At 42.7% G+C, this 25163-nt stretch carries 23 protein-coding genes; 18 read left to right on the top strand and 5 right to left on the bottom strand.

Features of this window, described 5'->3' with window-relative positions; genetic code table 11:
• Positions 1-14: 14 nt before the first annotated feature.
• Positions 15-272: a hypothetical protein gene (locus NSQ25_RS17560; protein WP_326135913.1), complete on the top strand. Its 258-nt coding sequence runs from the start codon at positions 15-17 to the stop codon at positions 270-272.
• 34 nt (positions 273-306) lie between these two features.
• Here NSQ25_RS17560 and NSQ25_RS17555 read toward each other — a convergent pair whose 3' ends face one another.
• Positions 307-1152 (bottom strand): AraC family transcriptional regulator, encoded by an 846-nt coding sequence (locus NSQ25_RS17555; protein ID WP_024423841.1) that lies wholly within the window; start codon positions 1150-1152, stop codon positions 307-309.
• Positions 1153-1327: 175 nt separating this feature from the next.
• Between NSQ25_RS17555 and NSQ25_RS17550 the strand changes: the two genes are divergently transcribed.
• The 8 genes from NSQ25_RS17550 (at position 1328) to qoxD (ending at position 10608) form a co-directional block, all read left to right on the top strand.
• Entirely contained in the window at positions 1328-2515 is a 1188-nt protein-coding gene (locus NSQ25_RS17550) for a galactokinase (protein ID WP_326135912.1), read from the top strand.
• A complete protein-coding gene (gene galE / locus NSQ25_RS17545; protein ID WP_041115409.1) occupies positions 2515-3507 on the top strand; it encodes a UDP-glucose 4-epimerase GalE in 993 nt (330 codons plus the stop codon). Before NSQ25_RS17550 ends, galE begins: the two co-directional genes overlap by 1 nt.
• Before the next feature lie 35 nt (positions 3508-3542).
• On the top strand, positions 3543-5054 hold the full coding sequence (gene galT, locus NSQ25_RS17540; protein WP_326135911.1) for a UDP-glucose--hexose-1-phosphate uridylyltransferase: 1512 nt from the start codon (positions 3543-3545) through the stop codon (positions 5052-5054).
• Between the two features lie 12 nt (positions 5055-5066).
• Positions 5067-6149 carry an aminopeptidase P family N-terminal domain-containing protein gene (locus NSQ25_RS17535; protein WP_065214922.1) on the top strand — a complete coding sequence of 361 codons (1083 nt, stop codon included), beginning with the start codon at positions 5067-5069 and terminating at the stop codon, positions 6147-6149.
• A 517-nt stretch (positions 6150-6666) separates the two neighbouring features.
• Complete coding sequence (gene qoxA / locus NSQ25_RS17530) at positions 6667-7623, top strand: cytochrome aa3 quinol oxidase subunit II (RefSeq protein ID WP_098677198.1); 957 nt, start codon at positions 6667-6669, stop codon at positions 7621-7623.
• Between the two features lie 27 nt (positions 7624-7650).
• On the top strand, positions 7651-9609 hold the full coding sequence (gene qoxB, locus NSQ25_RS17525; RefSeq protein WP_024423835.1) for a cytochrome aa3 quinol oxidase subunit I: 1959 nt from the start codon (positions 7651-7653) through the stop codon (positions 9607-9609).
• Complete coding sequence (gene qoxC, locus NSQ25_RS17520) at positions 9609-10226, top strand: cytochrome aa3 quinol oxidase subunit III (protein WP_039182371.1); 618 nt, start codon at positions 9609-9611, stop codon at positions 10224-10226. Before qoxB ends, qoxC begins: the two co-directional genes overlap by 1 nt.
• Position 10227: 1 nt before the next feature.
• A complete protein-coding gene (qoxD, locus tag NSQ25_RS17515; RefSeq protein WP_007497818.1) occupies positions 10228-10608 on the top strand; it encodes a cytochrome aa3 quinol oxidase subunit IV in 381 nt (126 codons plus the stop codon).
• A 76-nt stretch (positions 10609-10684) separates the two neighbouring features.
• On the opposite strand, the gene NSQ25_RS17510 is transcribed toward qoxD, so the two are convergent.
• A complete protein-coding gene (locus NSQ25_RS17510) occupies positions 10685-10948 on the bottom strand; it encodes a spore morphogenesis/germination protein YwcE (RefSeq protein WP_008345491.1) in 264 nt (87 codons plus the stop codon).
• A gap of 469 nt (positions 10949-11417) precedes the next feature.
• Between NSQ25_RS17510 and NSQ25_RS17505 the strand changes: the two genes are divergently transcribed.
• The 3 genes from NSQ25_RS17505 to NSQ25_RS17495 all read left to right on the top strand — a co-directional run bounded on the left by NSQ25_RS17505 (position 11418) and on the right by NSQ25_RS17495 (position 14549).
• Positions 11418-12629 (top strand): FtsW/RodA/SpoVE family cell cycle protein, encoded by a 1212-nt coding sequence (locus tag NSQ25_RS17505; protein WP_034281302.1) that lies wholly within the window; start codon positions 11418-11420, stop codon positions 12627-12629.
• Positions 12630-12740: 111 nt separating this feature from the next.
• Complete coding sequence (nfsA, locus tag NSQ25_RS17500; protein ID WP_217008669.1) at positions 12741-13490, top strand: oxygen-insensitive NADPH nitroreductase; 750 nt, start codon at positions 12741-12743, stop codon at positions 13488-13490.
• A gap of 57 nt (positions 13491-13547) precedes the next feature.
• The gene (locus NSQ25_RS17495) at positions 13548-14549 is read left to right on the top strand and encodes an LLM class flavin-dependent oxidoreductase (RefSeq protein WP_326135910.1); all 1002 of its coding nucleotides are present in this window, start codon (positions 13548-13550) and stop codon (positions 14547-14549) included.
• A gap of 320 nt (positions 14550-14869) precedes the next feature.
• Here NSQ25_RS17495 and NSQ25_RS17490 read toward each other — a convergent pair whose 3' ends face one another.
• Positions 14870-17296, bottom strand: coding sequence for a S8 family serine peptidase (locus NSQ25_RS17490; protein ID WP_217008670.1), 2427 nt, complete (start codon positions 17294-17296; stop codon positions 14870-14872).
• 502 nt (positions 17297-17798) lie between these two features.
• Between NSQ25_RS17490 and NSQ25_RS17485 the strand changes: the two genes are divergently transcribed.
• From NSQ25_RS17485 to NSQ25_RS17460, 6 genes are all read left to right on the top strand, one after another.
• A complete protein-coding gene (locus tag NSQ25_RS17485) occupies positions 17799-18077 on the top strand; it encodes a hypothetical protein (protein WP_034281298.1) in 279 nt (92 codons plus the stop codon).
• A 52-nt stretch (positions 18078-18129) separates the two neighbouring features.
• Positions 18130-18963 (top strand): PRD domain-containing protein, encoded by an 834-nt coding sequence (locus NSQ25_RS17480; protein ID WP_034281297.1) that lies wholly within the window; start codon positions 18130-18132, stop codon positions 18961-18963.
• A gap of 255 nt (positions 18964-19218) precedes the next feature.
• Positions 19219-20607, top strand: coding sequence for a sucrose-specific PTS transporter subunit IIBC (locus NSQ25_RS17475; protein ID WP_034281296.1), 1389 nt, complete (start codon positions 19219-19221; stop codon positions 20605-20607).
• 19 nt (positions 20608-20626) lie between these two features.
• The gene (locus NSQ25_RS17470; RefSeq protein ID WP_046312845.1) at positions 20627-22084 is read left to right on the top strand and encodes a sucrose-6-phosphate hydrolase; all 1458 of its coding nucleotides are present in this window, start codon (positions 20627-20629) and stop codon (positions 22082-22084) included.
• A gap of 188 nt (positions 22085-22272) precedes the next feature.
• Positions 22273-22527, top strand: coding sequence for a hypothetical protein (locus tag NSQ25_RS17465; protein WP_024423823.1), 255 nt, complete (start codon positions 22273-22275; stop codon positions 22525-22527).
• Positions 22528-22682: 155 nt separating this feature from the next.
• Positions 22683-23756, top strand: a complete 1074-nt coding sequence (locus NSQ25_RS17460; protein ID WP_326135909.1) for a chitobiase/beta-hexosaminidase C-terminal domain-containing protein — start codon at positions 22683-22685, stop codon at positions 23754-23756.
• A gap of 47 nt (positions 23757-23803) precedes the next feature.
• Here the strand turns inward: NSQ25_RS17460 and NSQ25_RS17455 are convergent, their stop codons facing one another.
• Together NSQ25_RS17455 and NSQ25_RS17450 are read right to left on the bottom strand one after the other, a co-directional pair.
• Complete coding sequence (locus NSQ25_RS17455; protein WP_024426411.1) at positions 23804-24613, bottom strand: bifunctional hydroxymethylpyrimidine kinase/phosphomethylpyrimidine kinase; 810 nt, start codon at positions 24611-24613, stop codon at positions 23804-23806.
• 125 nt (positions 24614-24738) lie between these two features.
• A complete protein-coding gene (locus tag NSQ25_RS17450) occupies positions 24739-25053 on the bottom strand; it encodes a general stress protein (RefSeq protein WP_024426410.1) in 315 nt (104 codons plus the stop codon).
• Positions 25054-25163 lie beyond the last annotated feature (110 nt).

The raw sequence follows: 25163 nt of genomic DNA, 5'->3' as shown, positions 1-25163 counted from the left end.
ATAGGTGATGTGAAATGAGCAGCAGGCCAGACGACTTATATGATGCCATATATCAACAAACAGAAAAGCAGCATGAACAAGTGCTGAGGCTAGTCAAAGAAATGACCGCACATCCAGAAGCGTTTTCGGAACAAGAAAAGGAAAAGATCAACCGAATGGACATTGCGCTTCAAACGGCAACGGACATTTTAGAAAACTTAATGACCACTGATACGCAAATGACGATTGTTTTAAAACAAGGAAGAATTCATGTTGATCTGTCAAAAGCGTAAAAGAAGCAGCCAATGATGAAGCGGCTGCTTTTTATTATGCATCGCTTGTTTCCCGCAGTTGCTTTGGAGACATGCCGATTTTCTTTCGAAAGACTTTATTCAAGTAATTCGCATTTCGGTAGCCGCACTGTATGGCGATTTCTTCAATTGAGTATTTCGTTGTTTTTAATAATGTTTCCGCCTTCTCTAACCGGATATTGGTTAAGTAGTGAATAGGTGTGAAGCCAGTGGCCTTTTTGAATTCTCTCGTAAAATGACTTTTGGATAAACGTGCCGCAGCTGCCATATCGTCTGGGCCAATTTCCTCGTGAAAATGATGGCTGGCAAACAAGGCCGCTTGGACGATGGGCTCAGGCCATTTCTCCATTTGTCCCTCAAGCTTTGGCAAATATGAATACAGTTCCATGACAAATTGATAAGCAAGGCTAGACCCCTCAAATGGATTGGTAATCCGTCTTTCACTGGCTTCATCATAAATTTTCTTCAGCAGGCGGATCGGTTTGGAATGAGGATGAAAACGCATGACCTGCTTTCCTTGATCTATAAATTGGTCAAAGCAAAGATCACAGGCTTCCCCATAAAGCGTCAAATAGAGAAATTCCCAATGCTCACTGTCCTCTGGAAAATAATATTGATAGGCACTTGGACTTTTCACAAGAAAGGCCTGCCCTGGCAAGACTTTGAACCGCTTCTGTCCGATTTCAATCATGCCGTGTCCAGACAGTGTGAGCTGAAAGATGCACTTGCCCTGATCCTTCCGCTCCACGCCATTCCAGCTGTATAACGAAGATGATTGAACCTCCCAGCCAACAGACCATATTTGTGCCGGCAATGTAACATCAGAATGGTGAAAACGAAATGCAAATGCTTCCTTCTTCAAATTGGAAAACCTCCTTCACAGCAAAAAACAACCTTTTTCTATTTTGAATCATGTTACACCTCATATCACATCGTACCATTCACAGCAAAAAAAGGGTATTTTTTAACGATTTTTTTACCATTGAACTTACGCAGTTCAGGCAACTAAAATAAGAGTATCAGAAGAGAAAAGGGGAATGGATATGATCGATATGTTACGCACAGCATTTCACCAGCAATTTGGGGATAGAGAAGAAGAACTTCGCTATTTTTTTGCCCCGGGAAGAGTGAACTTGATTGGTGAACATACAGATTACAATGGAGGTCATGTATTCCCTTGTGCGCTCACTCTCGGTACATATGCAGCATGTGCAAAGCGGACAGATGGCCGCGTGAGAATGTATTCCTTGAACTTTGATGGCGATGGTGTGAAAGAATTCGACCTTTTTGAAATCGCTTACTTAGAATCGGATGGCTGGGCGAATTATCCGAAGGGCGTGTTCCATCAGTTTATTGAAGCAGGGATGAAGATAGAGGAAGGCTTTGACATTGTATACGGCGGCAATATTCCCAATGGCGCAGGCCTGTCTTCCTCTGCCTCCATCGAGCTTGTCACCGCCGTCTGCATCAATGAATGGCATTCATTCGGCGTTTCAAATGCCCGTCTTGCCCTCCTTTCGCAGCGTGCAGAAAATGAATTTATTGGCGTCAATTGCGGCATCATGGATCAGTTTTCAATTGCTCTTGGAAAAGAAGATCACGCCATTTTGCTTAATTGCGATACCCTTGATTTTCAATACAGTCCGTTTCGGCAAGAGGGGCTGGCGCTTGTCATTGCCAATACAAACAAAAAGCGGACACTGGCAGATTCCAAATACAATGAACGCAGGTCAGAGTGTCAATCAGCTTTAAACGATTTACGAGAAGAAATCGGCCTTGCCCACTTATGTGAGCTCACGGCAGATGAATTTGCCGAACATGCCCATTTGATTCAGGATGAAACATGCCGCAAACGTGCAAGACACGTGGTGACAGAAAACGAGCGGACCATAAAAGCAGTCAAATTTCTGAAAGATGATAAAATGGAAGAAATAGGTGCGCTTATGAAGGCTTCTCATCTCTCTTTAAAGAATGATTATGAAGTGACTGGATTTGAACTGGATACTCTGGCAGAAGCCGCTTGGCTCCATCCTGGAACAATTGGCTCCCGTATGACGGGCGCGGGTTTTGGTGGCTGCACGATCAGTATTGTGAAAGAAAAGCAGCTGGCATCGTTTATAGAAGAAACGGGAGCGATTTATCAAGAGAAGACGGGCATTCAAGCCTCTTTTTACACAGCTGGAATTGGAGGCGGCGCAAGAGAACTCAAGAAGGAGGAAGTGTAATGACAATTTTAGTGTGCGGGGGAGCAGGGTACATTGGCAGTCATGCGGTAGCGGCTCTTTTAGCGAAAGGTGAACAAGTGGTGGTAGTGGATAATTTGCAGACAGGGCACAAAGAAGCCGTTTTGGAGGGAGCTGTTTTAGAAGAGGGAGATTTACGAGATCAAGATTTTTTAAGACAGGTTTTCAAAACGCATCAAATAGAAGCGGTGATGCACTTTGCCGCAGATTCACTTGTCGGCGAGAGTGTAACAGACCCGCTAAAGTACTATGACAACAACGTTGGAGGAGCAATAGCCTTACTTCAGGTGATGAATGAATTTGATGTGAAACACATCGTTTTCTCTTCAACCGCTGCCACATATGGTGAACCAAAGCGAGTGCCGATCGTTGAAACGGATGAGACGAATCCAACCAATCCTTATGGAGAAACGAAACTAGCGATTGAAAAAATGCTGAAGTGGTCTGAGCAGGCATATGGAATGAAATACGTTGTGCTTCGCTACTTTAATGTAGCTGGCGCTCATACAGAAGGACTTGTCGGAGAGGATCATCAGCCTGAGACACATCTCATTCCGATTATTCTGCAAGTGGCTTTAGGAAAACGAGATCAGATCATGATTTACGGTGATGATTATGAGACAGAGGATGGCACGTGTATTAGGGATTACATTCATGTCATGGATTTAGTAGACGCGCACATCTTAGCTGTTGATCGTCTGCGTGCTGGAAAAGGAAGTGCAACATACAACTTAGGGAATGGCACTGGTTTCTCCGTGAAGCAGGTAGTAGATGCTGTTAGAAACGTTACGGGGCATGCGATCCCAGCACAGGTCGCTGACAGACGCGCGGGAGATCCAGCAAAGCTGATTGCTTCTTCTGAAAAAGCGCTGCAAGAATTAGGGTGGACACCTCAATATGCTGACCTTCACACCATCATTCAAAGTGCGTGGGATTGGTTTCAGAAGCATCCAGACGGCTACCAAAGTAAATAACGCATAACAGGCAGGCAAGAGAGGGGACAGAGAGAATGGCGGTTGATATTTTTGAAAAACTGGAACAGCTGATTCAATACGGGATCAATCAAGAGATGATCACACGACTAGATATGGATTATACGAGAAATCGGCTGCTTGAGGTGCTTGGGCTGGATGAAGCTGAGCCAAGGACAGTCTCAGGGGAGGCGGAGCTTGAAGACATCTTAATGCCGATGCTGGATTGGGCAGTTGAGACTGGCCTTATCCCTGAGGGGACGGATACGTATCGCGATTTACTAGATGCGAAAATCATGGGATGCTTGGTGGCGCCTCCAAGTGTCATCTACGCAAAGTTTGAAGAGAAGCGCCAGCATGAAGGGCCAGAGGTTGCTACAAGCTGGTTCTATGAAATGCAGCAGCACGCACACTATATTCATACAGGCAGAATCGCCAAAAATGTGCAGTGGTTTACACCAACAGATGATGGCGTGCTGGAGATCACAATCAATCTATCAAAGCCGGAAAAGGACCCAAAAGCAATCGCTGAAGCCAAAAAGCTTAGTCAAAAACAATATCCTCTTTGTCTCCTTTGTAAAGAAAACGTTGGGTTTGGGGGGCGCATCAACCATCCAGCGAGACAGAATCACCGGATCATTCCTGTGACACTCACAGATGAATCTTGGTTTCTACAATTTTCACCTTATGTGTATTACAACGAGCACTGCATTGTGTTCAAAGGCGAACATGAGCCGATGAGCATCACCAAAAAGACCTTTGAACGATTGCTTTCTTTCATATATATATACCCGCACTATTTCATCGGATCGAACGCCGACCTTCCGATTGTCGGGGGCAGTATATTAAGTCATGACCATTTTCAGGGCGGTGCGCATGAATTTCCGATGGCGAAAGCGGAGGTGGAAGAGGTCTTTTCTCTGAATGCCTTTCCGAATGTGAGGGCTGGCATTGTGAAATGGCCGATGTCTGTCATCCGCCTTCGAAGCAGCGACCGGCAGAAGCTTGCAGACGCAGCAGACTTTATCTTAAACGAGTGGAAAATGTATTCAGATGAAGAAGTGGAGCTGCTAGCTCATACAGGAGAGACGCCGCATAATACCATTACACCAATTGCACGCCGCCATGGAGATGACTATGAATTAGATCTAGTGCTGCGCAATAATCGTACAAACAAGCGGCACCCGGATGGAATTTTCCACCCGCACGAAGAAGTCCATCATATTAAAAAAGAGAATATCGGATTAATTGAAGTGATGGGTCTTGCAGTTCTTCCTGGTAGATTAGCAGAGGAATTAAGTCAATTAAAAGAAGCGCTGTTATCCAAAAACCCCCTTGAAGAAATCAAAGCCCTCCCTGCTATCACGAAACACGAAACATGGGCAAAGCGTCTGCTTGAAGAGAATACCTTTACAGAGGACAATACAGAAGCTATTTTACAAAAAGAAGTCGGTATGATTTTTTCTCGTATTCTCTCACAGGCGGGTGTGTTTAAAAGAACCGAGCAAGGGAAAACAGCTTTTAAACGTTTCATTCATACACTCATATAGGCAGGTGATTAGATGATTGAACAAGTAAGAACATTAATGGAAGAAAAACAGCTCGACGGTGTCTTGATTCAAAAGCGTAATAACTTCTCCTGGCTGACAGGAGGGAGAAGAAATCACATCGTGTTAAATACACCAGAGGGCGTGTGCAAGCTGCTTGTGTTAAAAGACGACATCGTCCTCATAGTGAATCAAATGGAAGAAAAGCGGATCATTGAAGAAGAGATGGCGTATATCGATCACCCCTTTCAAGTGGTGACGATGGATTGGTTTGAGGATGATACGGCACACATTCAAACACTCACAAAAGACAAACGGATCGGGTCAGACATTCAAATGGATGGATTCGAATGGATCGAGCCGGATTTGTCGCAAGTTCGATCCATTCTTTCTGCATCACAGCTCCGCCAATATGAAACGCTTTGTCATGAAACAGCGGTCATTGTAGAGAGTGTTTGTAAAGAAATCGTTCCAGGACAGACGGAGTACGAAATCGCTTCGCTTGCGGCTCAAAAAGCGATCGCGCAGGGAATGACGATTGAAGTGCTGCTTGTAGCAACAGATGACCGGATTCATCAATACCGTCATCCAATTCCGACAGAGAAAAAACTTCAAAAGCATGCGCTTGTTGTTCTTTGCGCTGAACGGCATGGACTCGTGGCGAATGTCACAAGGTCTGTTTACTTCGGTCAGCTTCCAAAGGAGCTTGAAGAGAACAAAGAGCGGCTTGCAAGAATTGACACGGTCATGAATGCTGCCACGCGCCCTGGTAAGACATTGGGAGATGTATTGAAAGCAGGTATTGCTCAGTATGAAAAAGAGGGCTTCCCTGATAGCTGGAAAAAGCTTCATCAAGGGGGAAAAACGGGCTTTGTATCTAGAGAAATCATTGCAGTTCCCTCATCGAAGGAAGAAATTCAGCTGCATCAAGTCTTTACTTGGAATCCTTCATTGCCTGGATTGAAATCAGAGGATACGATGGTCGTAGAGAAAGAGGGGAACCGCTTTTTAACCTATACAGGCAAGTGGACATACATTGATGTTGAACATGAAGGGGACATCTATAGACGCCCTGATATTTTAGTGAGAGAGGAATAACTGCAGAATGCCGGCGCTGAGCCGGTTTTTTGCTGGAAGTCATTTAGCGGGATTCCACATATTCATCATAATTGCCAATTCTTAACGCGCATAGTCAGAGGATCGATACTTTCTTTTCTTGTTAACTTGCGTTAAAATAAGTAAGGTTTTTGTTAAATGTGGGGATACCTATTTTGAAATTGTTTACCTAGATAAAATTTCATTAAGTTAAATTGAAATTTGACCAAACTTTTTTATTGTGGTAAACCTAAATTTGACAAAGTTCTTGATTGTTTGTCCTTTGCCTTCAACTCTCAACTTTTCAAAATCCTAGAAATTTATTGTGTGTGCAATAATATAAATTTATGTCGAATTTATGACATTTTAAAAGAAATCTGTTGAAAAATAAATGAACTTTTGAAAAAAGGGAAGCTAACTCTAACAGATTTTGATAGCATTACAAAGGGAAGAAAAGTTTTCGAAGGCAGATGGCTTTTCACAATTATTCAGCAATTTATACATTATTTAAGGAAGGATGGTGATCTTCTTGTTCAGAGCCATTAAACCTATGCTTTTATTAGCGATGCTCGTGAGTGTTTTTGTATTAGGAGGTTGCAGCAATATCGCTGTTTTAGATCCTAAAGGACCAGTCGCAGCACAACAAAAAGACTTAATCCTTTTATCTATCGGATTCATGCTCTTTATCGTTGGTGCGGTATTTGTACTGTTTACCATCATTTTGGTTAAATACCGTGAGCGTAAGGACGTTGGAAACGCCTCTTATAACCCAGAAATACACGGGAATACGCTTCTAGAAGTTGTCTGGACAGTGATCCCAATATTAATCGTTGCTGCTCTTTCGATTCCAACTGTAAAAACAATTTACTCTTTGGAAGAGGCACCTCAAGCAACAAGCCATAAAGATCCACTTGTCGTTTATGCGACAGCTGTTGATTGGAAATGGATCTTTAGCTATCCAGAGGAAAATATTGAGACAGTGAACTACTTAAACATTCCAAAAGATCAGCCGGTTTTATTCAAAATCACTTCCGCTGATACAATGGCATCACTATGGATTCCTCAGCTAGGCGGGGAGAAGTATGCGATGGCTGGAATGGAAATGGAACAATATCTTCAAGCTGATGAAGTAGGCACATACCAAGGAAGAAACGCCAACTTCACAGGCGAGGGCTTTGCTCAGCAAAAATTCAAAGTCAATGCGATGACGCAGTCTGACTATGATAAATGGGTAAACAAAACGAAGAAAGAAGCACCAAAGTTAACGAAGAAAACGTATGACTACTTGATGCTTCCTGATGCTGCAGATGTGCAGACATTCTCATCAACACATTTATCCTTTGCAAAGCATGGAGAGGATTCTGAATATGCACTCCAAGCACGCAAACGTTTAGGTTATCAAGCAGTTTCTCCGCATTCCAAGACAGATCCTTTCGAGAATGTGAAGAACTATAAAAGAAAACTAGATAATGAATAAACTGACTAAGGAAAGGAGGAGGCCGTTATGCATTTAAAATGGGATGAGTTTTTTGTAACTGGAGACCCATTAATTCTTGGTGCGCAAATTTCTATCGCTCTTACCTCCATTGCCATCGTGTTTGTTTTAACCTACTTTAAAAAGTGGAAATGGCTCTGGAAAGAATGGCTGACATCAGTTGATCATAAAAAGCTTGGAATCATGTATATCCTTGCTGCTGTGATTATGTTCTTCCGCGGTGGGGTAGACGGACTGATGATGCGCGCGCAGCTGGCGCTTCCTAATAATACGTTTTTAGATTCAAACCACTATAATGAAATCTTTACAACGCATGGTACGATCATGATTCTATTCATGGCGATGCCATTTTTAATTGGTTTAATCAACGTCGTTGTTCCTCTTCAAATTGGTGCACGTGACGTTGCATTCCCTTATCTGAACAACCTTAGCTTCTGGACATTCATGGTCGGAGCAATGCTGTTCAACATTTCCTTCGTTATTGGAGGATCACCAAGTGCAGGCTGGACGAGTTACATGCCGCTCGCCGGAAATGATTTCTCACCAGGACCTGGACAGAACTACTACTTGCTCGGGCTCCAAATTGCAGGTATTGGTACACTTATGACAGGTATTAACTTCATGGTGACCATCTTAAAAATGCGTACAAAAGGTATGACACTAATGCGTATGCCAATGTTTACATGGACAACATTGATTACGTCTGTCATCATCGTGTTTGCATTCCCTGTACTAACAGTTGCTTTAGCACTTATGACATTTGATCGTTTATTCGGTTCTGCATTCTTTACACTCGAAGCAGGCGGTATGCCGATGCTTTGGGCGAACCTATTCTGGATTTGGGGACATCCTGAGGTATATATTGTTATCCTGCCGGCTTTCGGTATTTTCTCAGAAATTTTTGCGACGTTCTCAAGAAAGCAGTTGTTTGGTTACAAAGCGATGGTTGTATCAATTGTGGCAATCTCTGTTCTTAGTTTCCTTGTGTGGGTTCACCACTTCTTTACAATGGGGAACAGTGCAGCGGTTAACTCATTCTTCTCGATTACAACAATGGCGATTTCTGTACCAACAGGTGTGAAAATCTTTAACTGGCTCTTTACGATGTATCGAGGCCGTATCAGCTTTACATCACCAATGCTTTGGGCACTTGGTTTCATCCCGAACTTCGTAATCGGTGGTGTAACTGGGGTTATGCTTGCGATGGCAGCTGCGGATTACCAGTACCATAACACGTACTTCCTTGTATCCCACTTCCACTATGTATTAATCGCAGGTACTGTATTTGCTTGTTTTGCTGGTCTTGTTTTCTGGTATCCAAAAATGTTTGGTTACAAGTTAAACGAAAGAATCGGCAAATGGTTCTTCTGGGTATTCATGATCGGATTTAACATCTGTTTCTTCCCGCAGTACTTCCTAGGACTGCAAGGAATGCCAAGACGTATTTATACGTATGGACCAGAAGATGGCTGGACTGCACTCAACTTTATTTCAACAATTGGTGCATTTATGATGGGTATCGGATTCATCATCCTTTGCTACAACATTTACTACAGCTGGAGACATTCAAAACGTGAAGTGTCTGGAGACAGCTGGGGAGAAGGACGTACACTTGACTGGGCGACATCTTCTGCAATTCCGCCGCATTATAACTTTGCAGCACTTCCAGAAGTGACAACACCAGATGCATTCCATCATTGGAAGCAAAACAATGTAGACGTTCATCCTGAAAAAGAATTCAAGAAAATTCACATGCCGCACAATTCAGGCAGACCGCTGATCATGTCTGCATTCTTTGGACTTGGTGCATTCGGTCTTGTATTTGAATGGTACTGGATTGGCGTTATTGGCTTAATCGGTGTATTCGCAACGATGATTTTACGTTCATTCGAATATGACGATGGCTACTATATTCCTGTTGAAGAAGTCATTGAAACAGAGAAAAAGAATAAGGAGGCGCAGAAGTAATGGGACATAATGATAGCAGCTATGCAAATGCACCGCTTGAATATCGCTCTGAAACCGGACGTTTAAACATCCTTGGTTTCTGGATATTCCTTGGCGCGGAAATCGTGTTATTCTCAACACTTTTTGCGACCTACTTTGTTCTACATGGCAGAACAGCTGGCGGCGTTTTACCAGCTGAGCTGTTTGATATGAAGCTTGTATTGATCATGACATTCCTGCTATTGGTTAGTTCATTTACATGTGGGATTGCTGTTCATGAAATGCGCCGTGGAAGTACAAAAGGGGTTGTCATCTGGACGATTCTCACACTGCTTCTAGGTGCAGGCTTCGTTGGATTCGAGATTTTTGAGTTCTTCCATTATGTACATGAGGGTGCGAGCATCCATACAAGTGCGTACTGGTCTGCATTCTTTGTACTCTTAGGAACTCACGGACTACACGTATCGATCGGTATCTTCTGGATTACCGGAATCTTGTTCCAAATTAAAAAACGTGGATTAACTCCACAAACAGCAGCTAAGATTTTCATCTCAAGTCTATACTGGCATTTCCTTGATGTTGTATGGATTTTCATCTTCACAGCTGTTTACTTGATCGGATTAGGGGGGCTTTTGTGATATGGCTGGAAAAACACATTCCTCAGCAGAGCACGAACACTTCCCTTGGAAACACGTAGTTGGCTTCATCCTGTCCATTGTGCTGACAATCTTAGCATTCTGGATTGCGATTGGAGCTGAAATTGGCAGTTCCGCAAAACTATGGATTATCTTTGGTTTTGCGTTCATTCAAGCATTCTTGCAGCTGTTCATGTTTATGCACATGACAGAGAGCGAGAACGGAACTGTTCAAGTCGGAAATACTTTGTTTGGTCTGTTCTGTGCGATTATCTTCGTCATCGGATCTGTTTGGATCTTTGCGGCTCACTACAGCCACGGAGAGAACAGTAAAGACGGTTATTCACCGTCTGCGCCAAAGCAGTCTGAGCATTCAGAGAAATAATAAAAAAACCACTCATCTCTTGAAGATGAGTGGTTTTTATCATGATGGTGATAACGCTTCCAATAGTTGGCGATATCTATCTGCTGCTGAATCTTTTGCGAATGAATGGAAGTCCGTAGATGAGGAACGCTGCAATGTGAGCCAAAATCACGTTAATGGCAAAGAATGCGATCATGAAGGTATGTCCTGCTGGAGATAAACTGCTTGTCATGTAAAGACCAAAGAAAATCCACATAATCATAATGGGTGGAATAGATGCTAATGCAATCTTTCTGTTTTCCAGCCATAAAAACAGGGGTGTAGCCGTTGCTATACATAGGTACGCAAAGAACATATCCATCGTATCCAACTCCTTTGTAAGTTGATGTTCAAATCAAATGAGAGGTCAGGATGCAATTGTGTCTGTTTTTAGGAGATATTGTGAACATTTTGTTACAAGTATTATACCACAATTGACTTTGAAGTAAACGTAATAATTGGAAAATGGGCCTTATTCCATACAAAATGGTTTTATTCCTCAGTGCAGCTTATCTCATCTGATGTTTACTTGTCATATCGCCACATAGGTCATTGAATTTTCCCCTTAAAATCTGTAAAATAAACTTTTTAAAGGACTTGAGATCGATTGAATGAAAAGTGTATAGAGGGATTTTTTCCTATTGTTAGGATGAAAAGTATTTCATTTTTTGAAAATTGAATGGAACCTTTCGGATGTATCTTCCGTCATATTTAGGGTGAGTTGATTTTGTGAAAATTTCAATCTAATATAAATAAGGGCTTTTATGTTTTGTAATAAGGGTGGTTAGTTCATGAACAAGCAGAATACATCTCCTTACTATCAAGGAGATTTGATTTTTATATTTTTAGCCTTCTTTGCCATCAGTGTCATTGCGATTTATGCTGCGGGTCAATTTGGGCAGTACGGATCTAATGCATGGACCAGACAGATTATTTACTACATGGTCGGAGTTATATGTATTGTTGCCATAAATTACTTTGATTTGGAGCAATTAGAGAAGCTAAGTCTCTATATTTTTATAGGCGGCATACTGCTGTTACTTTTTCTGAAGGTTGCTCCTGCACAAATCGGAGGTCATGATTTTGCTCCAATCAAAAATGGTGCAAAAAGCTGGTTTGTGTTACCTGGAATAGGGACATTTCAGCCTTCAGAGTTCATGAAAATTGGTTTGATTATGATGCTTGCATCTGTCATTGGAAAGTCTACACCTAGAGGAAAGCGGACATTAGAGGATGATATTTTCCTTCTATTAAAAATTGCCGGGGTGGCAGCTGTACCAGTTGGACTGATCTTCTTGCAGGATGCAGGGACTGCGGCTGTTTGTATGTTTATTGTTGTGGTGATGGTATTTTTATCAGGGATCAATTGGAAACTGATCTCTCTCATCGGTTCAGTGGTTGTGCTTTTAGTTGCTTCTGTTTTAGCTGTGATTATCTTATTCCCTGATTTTGCGAAAACAATCGGCATTCAACAGTACCAAATTAACCGGATTACCGCTTGGCTGCCTGATAGCTCTACGTCAGCCAACCAAGCGCAGACGCAGGATGCATCTGGATCTGATAAATATCAAGTGGAGCAGGCGATTATGGCCATTGGTGCAGGGCAGATTTTTGGGAATGGCATTAAAAATTTAAAGGTCTATGTCCCAGAAGCACAAACGGATATGATTTTCTCCATTATAGGAGAAGCCTTTGGCTTTATCGGCTGTGCGTTTGTTGTGATCATGTTCTTCTTCTTGATTTACCGGCTTGTCGTACTGATTGACCGTATCCATCCTTATAGCCGATTTGCGTCATTCTTCTGCGTAGGATATACAGCATTGATTGTAATCCATACGTTCCAGAACATTGGCATGAACATAGGCGTGATGCCTGTAACAGGGATTCCACTCTTATTTATCAGTTTTGGAGGAAGCTCTGTCTTGTCCGTTCTCATTGGATTCGGGATCGCCTATAACGCAAGCGTTCAATTAACGAAATATCAAAGTTATTTATTTAAATAAAACGGGTAAGGGCAGTCTAAGTATAGGCTGTCTTTTTTTTATGCGAGTTTTCATTTTTGAAAAGCCCTATGTCTTTGCCTTATGATAGAAGAAGTGAAGGAGGTCTTCGAATTGAACAAAACGATAGAAACCATATTAAATCATCGATCCATCCGTTCGTTTACAGACGAGCGTTTGACAGAAGAAGAGGTGCTGACACTGATCAAAAGTGCACAGGCTGCTTCGACATCAAGCTATGTACAGGCGTATAGTATTATTGGGGTGACAGATCAGGAGAAGAAGGCCAAGCTTGCTGAACTGGCTGGGAATCAGCCTTACGTTGAGAAGAATGGGCATTTCTTTGTCTTCTGTGCAGACTTGAAACGCCATGATCATATTGCAAAAAGAGCAGGGAAGAATCATCAGGAGGCGTTTGAGAACACGGAAGCCTTTCTCATTAGCGTCATCGATGCGGCATTGGCTGCACAAAATGTCAGTGTTGCTGCAGAATCAAAGGGACTTGGGATCTGCTATATTGGCGGACTGCGTAATCAGCTGAGAGAAGTCTCTGAAGTGCTTGAAACGCCATCTTATGTGCTGCCGTTATTCGGTCTGGCTGTTGGTCATCCAGCTAACCAGTCGTCTCAAAAGGAACGGCTGCCAGTTGAACTCATCTATCATGAAAATTCATATCAGCAAGATGAAGCGCATGTCGATCGTTATTTAAAAGAATACGATGATCGTATTTCGGCATACTATGAAGAACGAACAAACGGTGAGAGAAAAGATACTTGGTCTGAGCAGATGCTGCGGGGCTTTAGTCAGCCAAAGCGTGCCTTCCTTGGAGAATTTGTGAAAGAGAAGGGCTTTAATCGGAAATAAATAAGACATCCCCCTTTCCATTTAAGAGAGGGGGATTTCTGTAAGAGGTGCAGCATAATGAAATTAAGTATACTGGATCAATCTCCTTTGATTGGAGGCGCAACACCTGCTGAAGCACTGAAGCAGACGGTTGAACTGGCGAAGCAGGCGAAAAAGTGGGGCTATCACCGTTTTTGGGTATCAGAGCATCATTTTTCAAACCGGCTTGCAGGATCGAGTCCAAAGGTGCTCCTCGGGCATTTATCAGCTGTTACGTCGCACATCCGCATTGGCTCAGGCGGCGTTATGCTTCCCCACTACAGTGCCTATAAAGTAGCAGAGAACTTCAGGGTTCTCGAAGCGCTGGCTCCCGGCAGAATCGATCTTGGAATTGGACGTGCCCCTGGTGGTATGCCCATTTCCTCCATTGCCCTTCATCATGGTGAGCGAAAGCGTCTAGGCGATCAGTATCCTGAGCAGGTAGAGGAATTGAAGGTCTATTTACATGATCTAGCGGATGAATTTTACCCGCTGCCTCATTTGACTGCTTCTCCGAAGGTAGAGACCGCGCCAGAAGTATGGATGCTCGGTTCCTCTGGCGGGAGTGCAAGGCTTGCGGCGAAAGCAGGTGCAGGCTACACGTTTGCTCTTTTTATTAATGGTGAAGGCGGAGAAGACTCTGTGGAGCAATATATCAACCGATTTGAACCTTCAGTATTCGGTGAAAAGCCGCGTGTCAGTCTGGCAGTCTTTGTTTTATGTGCCGAAACAGAGGAGCAGGCAGAAAAACTGGCTGTCAGCTTAGATTTATCTTTACTTGCCAATGAACAAGGGCTGAATCTTGAAGGCTTTCCTTCATATGAAGAGGCACAGTCGTATTCCTACAGTCCATATGAACAAAAACGAGTGGCTGCTAATCGTCAAAGGATGGTCGTTGGAACGCCAGCATCTGTGAAAGAGCAGCTGACCGCACTCGCGAAGGCTTATCGAACAGATGAATTGATCGCTGTGACCATCACACATCACATGCAAGACCGGCTCACATCGTATCGTTTATTAAAAGAAGCCTTTGATGCATAACGTATGTATATTTATCGCCTGCGGAGCCAGTACAAGGGGAAAAGGAACATCATGGTGAGGAAGAAGGCGGCTGACACGAGCAGGCTGAGCGGGTAGATACAGGAAGTATAAACAGACAGCTCGCATGCTTGATGAAAAGGACGAGGCTGCTTCGTATGTAAAAAGGTTAGAAAATAAACCAAGGTGATCGTCAGGAAAAAAGCAGTAAAAAAAGAAACGATCCATAGCAATATCAACATCAGTCTCTCTTTCCTCCATATATGATCGAAAAGCCTTGATGAGCTTATCCACTCATACAAGGCTTTTCTTGTGATTCACATTTATTCAGGGTAAATTTCGAAAGCTTCCTTCGTTTGTACGGTATCTGATTTTCCTTTCAAGCTTGCATACGCAAGCATTGTATACTCACCAGCTTCAAGCTTCTGGCCTTGATTGATTGTGCCATTCCACTTTACGCGGTATTCTCCTTTATCAACATGTTGATAAACACCAGCTTCACCTAAATACTCTCCATCGGTCGAGTAGACAAGGAATGCAAGGTTCTCAGCACCGCCAGGCAGGTAGCTGCTAATGACATAGCTTCCAGCACGATTGTCCGGCTCTACGGAAACAGAAGTGACGCGCGGATAATCAGGCTCTTTCACAATCAATAGAGTAGGGATTTCTGTGATCTTTCTGCCATTTTCGCGAAGGGTTATGCTGCCTTGGTACGTCCCTTTTTTGGTTTTTCCGTAATTCACCTGTACTGCGGAAGTAAAGGATCCAGTGGAATTCCCTTTGACGGTGATTTTTTTCGTTCCGTTTGTACTAATGCCGCTGCCATTGAATTTGTAATCAATGGTATACGTTTTCGGTGCTTTTGAAAGGTTTTCTACCTTAAATTTTTTCGTTTTGATTTGAACGCCTTTTTCCTTTAAGAAAGTGCCGTAAGAATAGCTCGCATCAGAAACGATAGAAGACGCCTGAAGTGATTCCATGATTCGAACGCTGCCTGTTCCTTGTGTGTTATGAGGGAATGGGCTGCCATTTGCGTCAAACAGTTTTTCTGCTGTATTCATCAGCAATGCTTTGATTTGTTCAGTTGAGTACGATGGTTTTGCTTGTTTGATGATCGCTGCAACTCCTGCCACATGTGGAGATGCCATACTTGTTCCTTGCTTAGAGCCATATCCGTAAGGCTGAGAAGGATCATGCGTTGGGATCGTACTCACAATGCTGACGCCAGGTGCTGATAGATCAGGCTTAATCATCCACGTATCCACAACCGGTCCGCGGGATGAGAAGTCAGCGACTTGCTCACTAAGTTCCTTGACAAATTGAATGGAGAAAGCCGTTGTATCGTTTCCAGCCTCAATGGCTTTAATAAGCGCTGTTCCTTCAGCTTTTGACAGCTTAATCGTAGGAAGTGCGAGTCCTGGTACGTCGACTGGGATTTCTCCATCGGTATTGTTATACATCACAACGCCGATTGCACCAGCGGCTTTTGCATTGTCGACTTTATCCACAAAAGCAATGGCACCACGTTCAATTACGGCCACCTTTCCTTTCACATCGATGTCTTCAAACGCCTTTTCGTCACCGATTCCTGCTTGGACGAGTGTGACTTGTTTTTGGTCAAGCGCTTTTAAATCACTCTCTTGGTAGTAGCCCATGACTTTTGCAGTAGAATAGTTCGGGAATTTCACATTGTAAAGGCTGTACGGAAGCTGAGTTGCTCCGACAGAAATGGCCTCTCTTGACGTGCCGGGAGAACCGACTGTCCAGCTGTTCGGACCGCTGTTTCCATTCGAAGTCACAGCGACAACGCCTTCAGACATGGCCCAATCAAGTGCAATGCTCGTTGCATAATCAGGGTTATTGACACTGTTTCCAAGAGAGAGGTTCATGACATCTGCTCCGTCAGTAACAGCCCGGTCGATGCCTGCAAGAACGTTCTCAGTTGTTCCAGATCCACCTGGTCCAAGTACACGGTATGCAAGAAGCGTGGCATCCTTTGCGACCCCTTTAATTTGTCCATTTGCCGCAATCGTTCCTGCCACGTGTGTGCCGTGATCTGTGGATTCGCCTCTAGGATCTCCTTTAGGTGTCTCTTGCGGAGAATAATCATTATCAACAAAATCATAGCCTTTGTATAAACCGAAGTTTCCTTTTAAATCAGGGTGGGTATAGTCTACTCCAGTATCAATGACTGCGACTTTGACCCCTTTTCCAGAATAGCCGGCATCCCATGCTTTTGGTGCACCGATAAATGGAGCGCTTTTATCCATAAGCGGGGAGACATCTTCGTTTGGAAGCTGGATGCTTTCCTTTTTCACTTCATCGGTTTTATATGTAACATCCGGATAAACGGCTTTTACTCCATCCACTGCGAGCAGCTTCGGGATTTCGTTTGCAGGAAGTTTCATAGAGAAACCAGAGAAAACTTTTTCATATTCTTGACGAACACTCGCTTTATCTACCTCTTTGAGTGCTGCGTTCTTTACTTTTGTTCGAGATTTTTTGAGGGAGGCCTTTGTTTGTGATTCGCCTTCTTGCTCGGCTTCAACTAAGGATTTTTCCTTTAATTCAACAATGACAGTGGTTTGTTTTTTCGAGTTGACATTGATTTCACCGAAGATTTCTGCTTTTTCTAGTTCCATCTTTTTGTTAGATGGAGCAGCAGCAGCCTGTTGACCGGTAAAGAATGTGGATAAAATAAAAATAGTGGAGAACAATAGAACAGAAGAACGAGATATTACCTTTTTCATTTATTTTCCCCTTTCTATAGCTGTGTTTTTAGGGAGATAGCCTTTCTTTTTGTGGATAAATAGGAAAGATTCACTGCCCGTTATTAAGTATTCAATACGTTGAAAACAATTCCTTTACTAAAATGGTCTTATTTTACATAGTTATAAAGAACTATTTTGTTTATAAAGTCGCACTTATTCACAAATGTCTGTTGATAACTCAATTATTCAGATACATATATGGAAAATAAAAAATTTACATACACAAAATCTAGTAAGAGGGTGTTGATATGTGGATAAACCCTGTTGATAAGGTGTGCTTATCTTTGGGATAGCGTGTGCATAAAATTTTCATTGAAACATCCAGGCACATGATGATCTTCTGCACTTTTCAACAAAACTTCTGAAAACTAGTTGGTTTTTTCACCCAGATTGTGACAAACCTCTCTTTTTTCTCGGGATATGATAGGAGCAGTTGTTTTGCTAGAGCTGCTAGATTCTAAGAAAAGCGGAGGGATGTTCAGTGAAGAAATTAAAAAGCTGGTTGAGCGTATGGTTTGGTTTCATGATGAATGTGCTTGTGAACCCTGGTGTGATGATGAAACAGCAAGGGTTTCAGGCGGCCGCGGCGGATGCTGGATTCTTTGAAGTAGTGAAAGAGAGAGAGCTGGAGAAACTGGCAGAAGAACATAAGAAGAAACGCAGGATAGAGAAGCGGTTTACTCAAAGTCTGATGATGCTTGAAGAGAAGACGATGCGAGAGGCGCGTGCTGGTCCGCTCTTACCTTTACAGAAAAAGTGAAACAGGGTAAAATCCCACATAAGAAATGTTATCTGCTGGGAGAGGATACCCCTTGAAGATATATAAAATATTGAATAACAACGCAGTGATTGTGAAGGAGGGCGATCAGGAGAAAATTGTGATGGGACCCGGAATTGCTTTTCAGAAGGGGAAAAATGACGTCGTTCCTCTTCAAAAAATAGAGAAAATCTTTGTTGTGCGTGAAGAAAATGAGAAATTCAAACAAATTCTTGCCACATTGCCAGAAGCGCATATTGAGGTGGCAGAGCATATCATCAGTTATGCAGAGGGTAAACTCATGATGCCGCTCAGTGATCACATTCACATATCACTGACTGATCATTTGTCCTTCGCCATTGAACGCCTTCAAAAAGGCATTGTGTTATATAATAAATTGCTTGGTGAGATCAAAGTCTTATATAAGCAGGAATATGAGATTGGAAAGTATGCCATTCGTTATGTAAAGGAGCGGCTTGGGGTTGAACTGCCGGACGATGAGGCAGGATATGTGGCACTTCATATTCATACGGCCAAAATGAATACGGAGTCCATGAAAAAGACCGTGAAATATACAACGATGATTAAAGAAATGATCGAGCATATTGAAAGATATTTTCAGCATTCAATTGATGAGGATAGTATTTCCTATCAGCGGCTTGTGACACATTTGAGGTATGCATTAGGCAGGTTGGAATCAAATGAGGCATTTCAAATCATGGACGAAGACATGCTGATTTTTATCCAAACAAAGTATGATACGGCGTACCGGTGTGCACTTGGACTTGCTGATTTGTTAAAAGATGAATATGGACTTCATCTCCCTGAATCGGAGATCGGCTACATCACGCTGCATGTCCAGCGTCTGCAGGAAGCCGAATTGGTTTAAAATGATGTGCCTGCATGCAGGCTTTTTTTTATGCACACTACTCTTATTAGTGTATATGGGTCATTGGATTTGAAAAAAGAGGTTGACGCATGTCACAGTCTTATACTATGATGAAAGCGTAATCAAAATTTGATACTGCGGGATTGTGACTGTCAGGCAGGCAAGACCTAAAATTTGCGTAACGAGGGGACGTGTATGTCCTTTACTCGTTGGTGAATTTTAGGTCTTTTTTGCTTTAAAAAAGGAGGAAACTTCATGGATTATCAAAAAACAGCCAAAGAATTAACAAAACTGTTAGGCGGCAAAGAAAATGTCATCAGTGCTACGCATTGTGCAACAAGACTCAGATTGGTGGTGAAAAATGAGGATTTGATTGACAAAGAGGCCATTGAAGAACTTGAAGGTGTAAAAGGGGCTTTCTCAAGTTCAGGACAATTTCAAGTCATTTTTGGAACGGGATCTGTCAACAAAGTATATGAACCATTTGCTCGTGAGACTGGTCTTGAGACTGGCGACGAGAAACAAAAGCCTGTCAGCCATGATGAAGCAGTGAAACAAAAAATGAATCCACTTGCGCGTTTTGCAAAGACGTTATCGAATATTTTTGTACCAATCATTCCAGCAATTGTGGCAAGCGGTTTGTTAATGGGTCTCTTAGGTATGATGAAAGCCTTCAAATGGGCTGATCCAAGCTCTGCGATCTTCCAAATGCTTGATATGTTCTCAAGTGCAGCCTTTATCATTTTGCCGATTTTAATTGGGGTCAGTGCAGCGAAAGAGTTTGGCGGAAATCCGTATTTAGGGGCTGTCATTGGGGGAATTATGATTCACCCGAATCTGCTTAATCCGTGGGGATTGACGGAAGCAAAACCTGAATATATGCATTTATTCAATATTGATATTGCTCTTCTTGGTTACCAAGGGACGGTTATTCCAGTGTTATTGACCGTATATATCATGTGCCTTGTTGAGAAGAATTTAAGAAAAGTCGTTCCGAACAGTATTGATTTACTTGTGACCCCATTTGTGACGGTGATTGTCACTGGATTTGTGACATTTATTGCAGTTGGACCGCTTGGAAGAATGCTTGGTACAGGCATTTCGAATGCACTGACATTTATTTATGACCATGCAGGGTTCTTAGCAGGACTCATTTTCGGCGGTGCTTACTCTTTGATTGTGCTCACAGGGGTTCACCATAGCTTCCATGCGATTGAGGCAGGGTTGCTGAATGATATTGGGCGTAACTATTTGCTGCCAATCTGGGCAATGTCCAATGTCGCGCAAGGCGGGGCAGGATTGGCTGTTTTTTTCTTAGCCAAGCGTGCAAAAACAAAAGAAATTGCCCTTCCTGCTGCCTTCTCTGCTTTTTTAGGAATTACTGAGCCTGTTATATTCGGTGTAAACCTCCGCTATCGTCAACCATTTATTGCGGCGATGATTGGAGGAGCATTGGGCGGGGCATTTGTAGTTTTCACGAAGGTAGCAGCCAATGCTTATGGTTTAACAGGCATTCCGATGATTGCGATTGCAGCACCATTCGGTGTTCAGAATGTGGTCAATTATGTGATTGGTATGTTAATCGCTGTTGCTGTTTCATTTATTCTCACTATCATTTTTAAAATAAAAGAAGTCGAAAAATAATCAAGGAGTGGTCACAGTCATGACAACTACTGACGCAGCACTTCGTCAAAAGATAGCAGACCGTATTCGAAACTATGAGCATTTGGTCAAAAAGGATGTGTACCGGCAGCATTTTCATTTGATGCCGCCAGTCGGTCTTTTAAATGATCCGAATGGGCTGATTCAGTGGAAAGGAATTTACCACGTCTTTTATCAGTGGCAGCCATTCAAAACGGGGCATGGTGCAAAATTCTGGGGGCATTATACATCGACAGATCTAGTCAATTGGCAGCACGAAGAAGCCGCTCTTGCCCCAAGTGATTGGTTTGATCAAAACGGCTGTTATTCTGGCAGTGCATTTATAGACGATGGACAGATGCATGTGATGTACACTGGAAACGTTCGGGATGAACAAGGGAACCGTGAGACGTATCAATGTTTAGCTGTTTCGGAAGATGGTATTCACTTTCAGAAAAAAGGTGTCGTGGCAACACTGCCGGAAGGGTTCACTGCTCATTTTCGAGATCCAAAGGTATGGAAGCGAAATGGGCAGTGGTACATGGTCCTTGGTGCACAAAGCTTAGACCTGAAGGGACACCTTGTCTTATTTACCTCTGATACGTTAGATAATTGGACGTTTCAAGGCACGATTGCAGGCAGCGGAAAGAATGGTTTAGACAATTTCGGCTATATGTGGGAATGTCCAGACCTGTTTGAATTAGACGGCCGGGATGTATTGATTGTGTCACCGCAAGGGCTAGAGCCGGATGGCTTAAAATATCACAACACACATCAATCAGGCTATTTTGTTGGCACATTGGATGATCATTCCTATCAATATACACACGGAGCGTTTGAGGAGCTGGACCGCGGCTTTGACTTCTATGCGCAGCAAACCTTTCTAGACGAATCAGGCAGACGACTTTTAATCGGGTGGATGGGGGTGCCTGATCAAGGAGAAGAACATCATCCGACCATTTCTTATCAATGGATACACTGCCTCACGATCCCGAGAGAGCTCCGTTTAGATGAGGACGGACATCTGATTCAAAAACCAGTAAGTGAACTTCAATCCATGCGGACCAATGAACAAGAGCATGTTTTTCATATTAAACGTTCTGTTCATTCCATCCCTGTAGAGGATATTACGAGCGCAGAGGTATTCATTGATCAAATTGACACACAAAAAGGGTTTGAATGCTGTATCCGTGCAGCAGCACGCATCATCTATGATAAAGAGGAAGGGAAGCTGACATTAGAGCGGGATCGATTTGAAGATCGATCAAAGGAAGTTCGTGAAGTAGTCATAGAGGAATTACACGACCTTCATATCTTTATCGACTCATCGTCAATTGAGATTTTTGTAAACGGAGGCCGAGAAGTTTTTACTGCACGTTACTTTCCTTCCCCGGGAAATAAATCGATCTCCATCAGTGGCAGAAATGAAACAAAGCTGAAACTGAAGACATGGCATTTACAAAGAGAAGCAGATCAATGATCTGCTTTTTCTAGTGAGATCAGCCTGTATCTTAGAGCCTATAGCGTGTATATACAAGGTTGGCCTAAAGCGGTTTGATGACGTTTTACATATATGATAACAGGTGGAATTATGGTATCATTTTAAAATATATACAGCTGAGGCTGACGTTTATCCAAATGCGGTAGGACAAAAAAGGGGTTGTTTACTTGAATTCAAAACAGCAGCCGACGACTAGAAAACGCTTGGAGACAATGGCAGATCATGTTGAAGATAAACGTGAAGAATATAAAGAATTGCTCATTCAAGTTCAATCTATTCTCGGTGAACCTTCTTTAGAGCAGGAAGAAGTGAAAGAGAAGCTGTCAGATACGTATAAACAAATGAAAGAATATGCTTTATTTGTTGAATCCATTGAAGCCTTTATTCGAAAAATGGCGAAAGAGTCCGATCAGCAAAAATAGGCGTTCATGTATGGATAAAAGAGTGTACTCGGAAGCGGGTACGCTTTTTTTATTCAATAAGATGATTCAGAAATTTAAATGAAAGCGTTGACATTTGTGTTGTCATGATCAATAATAAATAAAAATTTCATCTGAGCATGTACAGGAGGAACGATATGAACCATACAACCAAGAAATGCCTGATCACCTTTATTATTGTCCTGTTTTCTATGAGTTTTCTTTTTCCTTCCGTTTCTTCTGCCCGAAATCATACGTCATCTGCTGCGTCAATTGCTTCAGTCCCGTCTGGTCAATATTATCGTTCACAAGAGGTAGCTCTGCATTCTCACGTTCAAAAAGCTTCTCTTTATTACACAACAGATGGCAGCCAGCCGACAACTCAAAGTCAGTTATACAAAAAGCCCATTCATATCGAAACTGATACGACTTTAAAAGTAAGCGTTTACAAAAATAGGCATCGACTTGCTACATCTACGTACAATTATCGTTTTGTCACACGAGAGGATATCGCATCATCCTTTTTATCTTTTGAATATCAAGGAATGCCTTATCGGTTGTACATTCCGAAAAATCATAAGAGGGGTAAAGCCTATCCTTTAGTCCTCTTCTTACATGGAGGCGGGGAGAGGGGAACAGACAATCAAAAGCAGTTACTTGCGAATGATGGTGCAGTTTTATGGGCTTCTCCTGAAGTTCAAAAGAAACATCCTTCGTATGTACTTGCACCTCAGGCGCGAAATGCTGTCGATGGAGGCTTTGCATTAACAAGAAATGTGCAAAATGAAATTGATCTGACGAATGTGTTTCAATTTTCACCAGATTTACACAAAGCTTATGATGTCCTTCAGCATGTGTTAACTTCTTATCAGATTGATCAGAAAAGAATTTATGCGACGGGTTTATCACAAGGTGGATTTGGCACGTACCAGTTGAACATCACATATCCTCGTTTGTTTGCAGCGATGATTCCTATTGCTGGGGGTGCAGATCCGAGCAAGGCGGGAATTTTAGCGAGCAAGCCAATATGGGCATTTCATGCAGAGGATGATTCCATTATCCCTATCAGCTATGCGAGAAATACAATTCAAGCTATTCAAAAAGCTGGAGGCCAGCCGCTTTATACGGAGTATGCAAGCAAGTATGGATATGACCATGCATCATGGACGCCTGCTTATGAGACGCCAGGCTTAACAGATTGGCTGTTTGCACAGAGACGAAGCTTTCGATAAACAAAAACCGATTCACCTTCTAACAAGGCGAATCGGTTTTTTCTGTTTTATTTGTCAAAACGATGAGCAGAATGCTTTGTTGGTCCGATGTATTCGTTTAGCTGGAAAGAGCCTTTAATGGCAGCCGTGATGAATTCTTTTGCTGCATAAATGGCTTCTTTCACGTCTGATCCATTCGCTAGTTCAGCTGTGACTGCTGCTGAGAATGTGCAGCCTGCGCCGTGTGTGTATTCTGTGTCGATTTTATCTGTTTCAAGGCGTTCGAAGGTTTGTCCATCATAAAGCAAATCGATGGCTTTGTCTTCGCTGAGCTTACCGCCTCCAGTGATTACCACATACTTTGCACCAAGTTCGTGAATGCGTTTTGCTGCTTCTTCCATTTGTTCGATCGTTTTGATCTCGCCGATTCCGCTTAATTGACCTGCTTCGAAAAGATTAGGTGTGATAACGGTTGCCAGTGGCGTGAGCTTTTCACGCAATGCTTCCGCGTGCTCTGGGTAAAGGACTTCGTTCGCACCCTTACAAACCATGACAGGATCAATGACGACATTTTTTAGGTCATATGTTTTGATGGTGTCAGCTGCAAGCTCAATCACGTCGACGGTTGGAAGCATACCCGTTTTCAGCGCATCTACACCAATACCTTCTACAATGGTAGAGAGCTGCGCGCGAATTGTCGCCGTATCAATTGGAAACACCTGATGATCCCAATGATTATGAGGGTCCATTGCAACGACAACGGTTAAAGCTGTCATCCCGTAGACGTTTTTTTCTTGAAACGTTTTTAAATCTGCTTGGATACCTGCACCGCCGCTTGAATCCGAACCTGCGATGGTGAGTGCTTTATTCATAGACATAGTTGCTGAACCTCCAATGTGATGTGTAACAGTTACTGTTCTATCCCTTATTATAATCAGCTTTTCCATTTATCACAATGAAACGGCATAAAAAAGCGTTCCTCTCATCGGAACGCCTCCCTTTCTTACCTTTTACAAATCACCAATTTCCCTTTTTTCAGTTCATCTAAAAGGGTTAAGGCTAACTCTTGATCGGCCCCAGTTGACATCATTTTGGCCATCAGTTCATCATCCCGGGTACGAATGACATTGGCGACTTGATCCAAAATCCCTTGATCGACCGCAGTCATGCTTTTGGCATCTGTATACTCCGTTACGGTATCAGAGCGTTCTGGGTCGTACGCAAAAACAAAAACAGCGTCTTTTGATGAACCCGATGAATGAATGTGGTCAATGGTCTGTTTTGCTTCTTTACTATTTTCCACTGTGATATATTCCATCATGATCACTCCTTTTCATCAAAAATTCCCATTTTCCCATCAAATCAAACCGCCTTTTATATCATGAGAAGAAAGTCAATTTATGTTTTAATGGAAAAAGACGAATCTAT

The organism is Bacillus sp. FSL R5-0512 (assembly GCF_038593295.1).
Lineage (GTDB): Bacteria > Bacillota > Bacilli > Bacillales > Bacillaceae > Bacillus > Bacillus safensis.
The sequence above is the reverse complement of the archived record's forward strand: the minus strand, read 5'-3'. Positions and strand labels throughout refer to the sequence as shown.

Coding starts and splice junctions, on each gene's coding strand:
- NSQ25_RS17560 (WP_326135913.1), top strand. CDS start 15: ATGAGCAGCAGGCCAGACGACTTATATGATGCCATATATCAACAAACA.
- NSQ25_RS17470 (WP_046312845.1), top strand. CDS start 20,627: ATGACAACTACTGACGCAGCACTTCGTCAAAAGATAGCAGACCGTATT.
- NSQ25_RS17535 (WP_065214922.1), top strand. CDS start 5,067: ATGATTGAACAAGTAAGAACATTAATGGAAGAAAAACAGCTCGACGGT.
- NSQ25_RS17490 (WP_217008670.1), bottom strand. CDS start 17,296: ATGAAAAAGGTAATATCTCGTTCTTCTGTTCTATTGTTCTCCACTATT.
- galT (WP_326135911.1), top strand. CDS start 3,543: ATGGCGGTTGATATTTTTGAAAAACTGGAACAGCTGATTCAATACGGG.
- NSQ25_RS17460 (WP_326135909.1), top strand. CDS start 22,683: ATGAACCATACAACCAAGAAATGCCTGATCACCTTTATTATTGTCCTG.
- NSQ25_RS17475 (WP_034281296.1), top strand. CDS start 19,219: ATGGATTATCAAAAAACAGCCAAAGAATTAACAAAACTGTTAGGCGGC.
- qoxB (WP_024423835.1), top strand. CDS start 7,651: ATGCATTTAAAATGGGATGAGTTTTTTGTAACTGGAGACCCATTAATT.
- NSQ25_RS17510 (WP_008345491.1), bottom strand. CDS start 10,948: ATGGATATGTTCTTTGCGTACCTATGTATAGCAACGGCTACACCCCTG.
- NSQ25_RS17450 (WP_024426410.1), bottom strand. CDS start 25,053: ATGGAATATATCACAGTGGAAAATAGTAAAGAAGCAAAACAGACCATT.
- NSQ25_RS17550 (WP_326135912.1), top strand. CDS start 1,328: ATGGATATGATCGATATGTTACGCACAGCATTTCACCAGCAATTTGGG.
- NSQ25_RS17455 (WP_024426411.1), bottom strand. CDS start 24,613: ATGTCTATGAATAAAGCACTCACCATCGCAGGTTCGGATTCAAGCGGC.
- qoxD (WP_007497818.1), top strand. CDS start 10,228: ATGGCTGGAAAAACACATTCCTCAGCAGAGCACGAACACTTCCCTTGG.
- NSQ25_RS17505 (WP_034281302.1), top strand. CDS start 11,418: ATGAACAAGCAGAATACATCTCCTTACTATCAAGGAGATTTGATTTTT.
- NSQ25_RS17495 (WP_326135910.1), top strand. CDS start 13,548: ATGAAATTAAGTATACTGGATCAATCTCCTTTGATTGGAGGCGCAACA.
- galE (WP_041115409.1), top strand. CDS start 2,515: ATGACAATTTTAGTGTGCGGGGGAGCAGGGTACATTGGCAGTCATGCG.
- qoxC (WP_039182371.1), top strand. CDS start 9,609: ATGGGACATAATGATAGCAGCTATGCAAATGCACCGCTTGAATATCGC.